The sequence below is a fragment of the Streptomyces sp. NPDC051582 genome (assembly GCF_040681715.1).
Lineage (GTDB): Bacteria > Actinomycetota > Actinomycetes > Streptomycetales > Streptomycetaceae > Streptomyces.
In genome coordinates this window covers 1-3,848 of record NZ_JBFAZJ010000087.1, presented here as the reverse complement: position 1 = coordinate 3,848, position 3,848 = coordinate 1, and the positions used below count along the sequence as shown (strand labels likewise).

Genomic DNA, 3,848 nt, shown 5'->3' with positions numbered 1-3,848 from the left:
AACCCGGAAGCTAAGCCTTTCAGCGCCGATGGTACTGCAGGGGGGACCCTGTGGGAGAGTAGGACGCCGCCGAACAATCATTGTGAAAAGCCCCGTACCGGGTATCCGGTACGGGGCTTTTTGCGTTTACGGGCATGTCGCGGAGACGGTGGCTATCCTGGCCACGTTCCCCTGGAGGCACGATGACAGCACAGCACCTCGAAGACGACGGTCCGCTCATCCCCCAGCCGGCCATGACGCGCGAAGCCCTGCGGGACGCCGTGCGCCGGATCGACATGGCGCACCTCGCCGAGTTCGACAGGGAATGCCATGCGGCGTTCGACCGCGCCGCGGAGACGGGAGCCATCAATCCGCTCCGCTTCTTCCTGGTCAAGTGGGCAACGCACGTGGCCATCCACCGCTGGCCCGCCCGCGCCGCCGCTCTGCTGGAAGCCGAACGCGCCGCCGGCGACCCGGCCGCCACGGAGGAGCGGTTCCGGGCCGCCATGGAGACAAGCAGCCGCATCCTCGCCGAGGCCCAGCGGGAGATCGGTCAGTGACCCTGCGGGGTGAGGGAGTGCAGAACGAAGCCGGCTGGGCCTGGGAATGCGACCCGAGCCGGCTCTGGGTACTCGGTGACATGCCGGCCGAGCAGCAGGAGCTGGTGGCCGTGGTCATGGAGGGCCTGGTCGACCTGGCGTCGATGGCGATCGACCCCAAGGACGGCAGCCTCTACGAAGACCCCAGCCCCATGCGCTTGCGCACGTACGAGGACGAGCACCTGATGCTCTGGTACCAAACCATCGCCCACCGGAGCCGCGTCTACCTGAAGCGCGTCAACCTCTGACCCCGAGGGCTATCGCCTGCCCCTGTGCGCAGTCGGCCCCGCCGCGGTGGTCGCCCATGGGCGATGCCGTGCCCGTGCCGTCGGCGGCCTCACGCCAATGGATGGCACCACCGGCTCGGGCGATGTGATCGGCCGAATGCGCGGCCGCAAGTGGTCGATGTACCCCCGCGTTACCGTCTTCGTGGCTCCGCAATCGGGGCGGTTGCCCAACACCGAACCCGAGCTCCGCGAGTTGTTCGCGAAACTCCAGGCCAAGCAGGGAACGGTGCTGGTCGTGGCCGATCAGCCGGCCTCGATCGGGGCCCTGCCCCTGGCGGCCGCGCGGGACATGGGCTGCTCGGTCGCCCGTCTTCCGGGCCTGACGATGCGGCGGATCGACGACCTCTACCCGGGCGACGGCAAGACCGACGCGAAGGACGCGTCGACGACGACCTCGCTGGCGAGGCCCCCTGGGGCGCGAACCGCCTGCACGGCGCGCTGACTCAGATCCATCCTTCGCTGGAAAGGAACCTGGGGCCGCGGTTGCAGCACCCGGCCGGCCTCACGCTGCTGGCGCGGTTCGGGTCCCCGGCTCAGATCTGCAGAGCCGGCTGATGTCGGTCGGTCACCCCATTACGGCCTAAGGCCCCGAGGATGGCCGAGCCGGCTGGTCGAGGACGTCTTCACCGCTCTGGACGAGCAGACCGTCACCGTTCGGGGCACCGAGGCGGCCGCGCTGATCGAGGCACTCGCTCCTGGCGGCGGCCCCCCCTCTTTCGAAGGTCCTGACGTTCATGCCGGGAAGCGGCGTCAGAACCGGAGCCCGCATCCTGATCGAGGTAGGAGACGGCAGCACCTTCCCGACCGTCGGCCACCCCTGCCCTCCGGGAATGGAAGCAAGCAGCTCCGCGAGACGGAATCTTCTACGAACCCCAACCGCGTCGAATCGAGCATCAGCGCCCTGGGGACTCTGCCGCTGAACACATCTACCTGGCAGTTCGAGCCCCCAACACCTCTGGGGCTGGATCTACGAATACGCGGGCATCAACACAGCGGCCGATGCTGACTCACGTTCCGCCGCCACCCGGGGCACCCCAACAGCTTGACCAAAGAGATAGGGGCACCCGCGCCCCCGCAGGGGAGCCCGGTAATCCGCCGACGGGGCCGGTTCGTGCCGAGTTGCGCGGGTCTATTCGACGTCGAGCTGGTGGTCGGCCCAGATGTAGCTTTCGGGCAGCAAGTCGGTGATGAGGACGGTGCGGGAGTGGTCGCCGGCGCCGACGATGACCTTGAGGGCGGGGAAGTAGTCGAGAAGGACCTGACGGCACCGGCCGCATGGCGGAATGACTCCGCGGTCGCGGTCCCCCACGGCGACGATCGTGTCCAGCTCGTAGGCGCCCTGGGTGGCTGCCGTGCCGATGAGGACCAGCTCGGCGCAAGGGCCTCCCGTGAAGTGGTAGGCGTTCACCGCTGTGACGATCCGGCCGTCCCGGGCACGGGCCGCGGCAGCCACGGTGTGGTTGTCACCCCGGCATCGAGTGCGAGCGACGTGGGCTGCGGCCTGGACGAGTTCGTGGTCGACGTGGTGGGTTGGCGCGGTCATCGTCTCTTCCTTCGTGGGGTGTCAGGCGACGACGTTCGCCCCGACTGACGATGGCGCGCAAGCAGATATCGGCGGAGGGGCTGTTTCGCCAGATCGTGTGGGCGGCGGAACGTGGTCGCCGGCATCGAGGGTGAAGTCAACGCCTACGGGAGTGGTCCCGTGCCCCCACCCACCCCCGCATGGACACCGGCCGCGGTCTGTTCCTCGTACGGGCCCGGGCGGACCGCTGAGAGGGTCGTCGCCCAGCTGGACCTGCCGCGCTCAACGCCTCTTTCCCCGGGCGGGTTCGGGCACGGGCGGCGGGCGAGAAAAGGAGAGCCGCCGAGCAGAGCGCAGCCAGCAGGGCGCTGGGTGCCTCCCATGGCGCCGATGCGCGCAACAGGTACTGACTGACCACTGCTTGGGGGCTTGACCACGGACTCTTCGCAGGTTGCGAGGTCCTTCGCAACGTGGGACGGCCGGGTGGGAGTGGCCGGAGGACGCACGTGATCGAGGTCAGTGGGATCGGCGCTTTCCTCGGCCTGGACGTGGGCAAGGGCGAACACCACGCCACCGCCGTGACCCCGGCCAGGACGAAGGCCTTCGACGAGCGGCTGGCCAACACCGAGCCCAAACTCCGCGAGCTCTTCGCGAGGTCGCAAGCGCAGTACGGACCGTGCTGGTCGTCGTCGACCAGCCGGCCTCGATCGAGGCCCGGCCTCTTGAGATGGTGAGGGGACGTGGGCTGTCCGGTCGCCTGCCTGCCGGGGCTGGCGAGGCGGCCGCGCTGATCGTCCCGATCCTGGCCGGATCCCTGGCCGCTCGCCTTGACCAGTGAGAGCTGCTGGCCGGGCGGATCGAGGAACTGCCGGAGGCGGCCCCCACACCTACATGCAGCCGCTTCGGCGTGGGGGAGTGTCTGCCCTCGCGGGGCGGCGGCGCCCGCAAGCGGGTGCAGTCCAGCGAGGCACGGAGATTCATGCGCACGAGGTGCACCGGCATCACGCGCGTCTACGGTTGAGCCGGCAACGAGGCCCCTCCCCGCGGAGCAAGCGGCCCAGGCCCTGCGCCCATACGGCAGCGGACCCTCGCCGTCCGCCTGCCTTGAGAGGCCGGGTGGCGCTCGTTTTGACACTCCGGGGGCCCAGTTGTAGAGTCGAACGGTTGCCTGGAACTGGACAAGTTCGGCGGCCATCAGCAAGACCCCTCGTACCCACAGAATCGAATTCTTCGGGTACGTACTCGACTCCTCATCCAGGAATCTGAAGCCGGGAAATCCGGTGGAAAACTTCTGATAGAGTCGGACTCGCCGGAAAGGGAAACGCGAAAGCGAAGACCTGGAAAGCAAATCCCGCTTCGACCGGGAGTCAGGCCCGAAAGGATCTGATAGAGTCGGAAACGCAAGAACGAAGAACGAAAGCCCGGAGGAAAGCCCGAGAGGGTGAGTACAAAGGAAGCGTC

General features: G+C 68.2%; 4 protein-coding genes, 1 rRNA gene and 1 pseudogene. 5 read left to right on the top strand and 1 reads right to left on the bottom strand.

Translation table 11 applies throughout. From position 1 onward, the window contains the following. From rrf to AB0M92_RS39100, 4 genes and pseudogenes are all read left to right on the top strand, one after another. Positions 1-75: ribosomal RNA gene (gene rrf, locus AB0M92_RS39115) — 5S ribosomal RNA — on the top strand; the annotation flags it as partial. 107 nt (positions 76-182) lie between these two features. Then, positions 183-539, top strand: a complete 357-nt coding sequence (locus tag AB0M92_RS39110) for a DUF6247 family protein (RefSeq protein ID WP_366107162.1) — start codon at positions 183-185, stop codon at positions 537-539. Positions 540-556: 17 nt separating this feature from the next. Then, positions 557-826, top strand: a complete 270-nt coding sequence (locus AB0M92_RS39105; protein ID WP_366107161.1) for a hypothetical protein — start codon at positions 557-559, stop codon at positions 824-826. A gap of 202 nt (positions 827-1,028) precedes the next feature. After that, positions 1,029-1,671, top strand: a pseudogene (locus tag AB0M92_RS39100) (transposase); the annotation flags it as partial. 323 nt (positions 1,672-1,994) lie between these two features. On the opposite strand, the gene AB0M92_RS39095 reads toward AB0M92_RS39100, so the two are convergent. Next, positions 1,995-2,408, bottom strand: coding sequence for a cytidine deaminase (locus AB0M92_RS39095; protein ID WP_366107160.1), 414 nt, complete (start codon positions 2,406-2,408; stop codon positions 1,995-1,997). A 485-nt stretch (positions 2,409-2,893) separates the two neighbouring features. Between AB0M92_RS39095 and AB0M92_RS39090 the strand changes: the two genes are divergently transcribed. Next, complete coding sequence (locus tag AB0M92_RS39090; RefSeq protein WP_366107159.1) at positions 2,894-3,121, top strand: transposase; 228 nt, start codon at positions 2,894-2,896, stop codon at positions 3,119-3,121. Positions 3,122-3,848: the final 727 nt, after the last annotated feature.

Excerpts from the sequence above, each read along its gene's own strand:
- AB0M92_RS39095 (WP_366107160.1), bottom strand. The coding sequence starts at position 2,408 with ATGACCGCGCCAACCCACCACGTCGACCACGAACTCGTCCAGGCCGCA.
- AB0M92_RS39110 (WP_366107162.1), top strand. The coding sequence starts at position 183 with ATGACAGCACAGCACCTCGAAGACGACGGTCCGCTCATCCCCCAGCCG.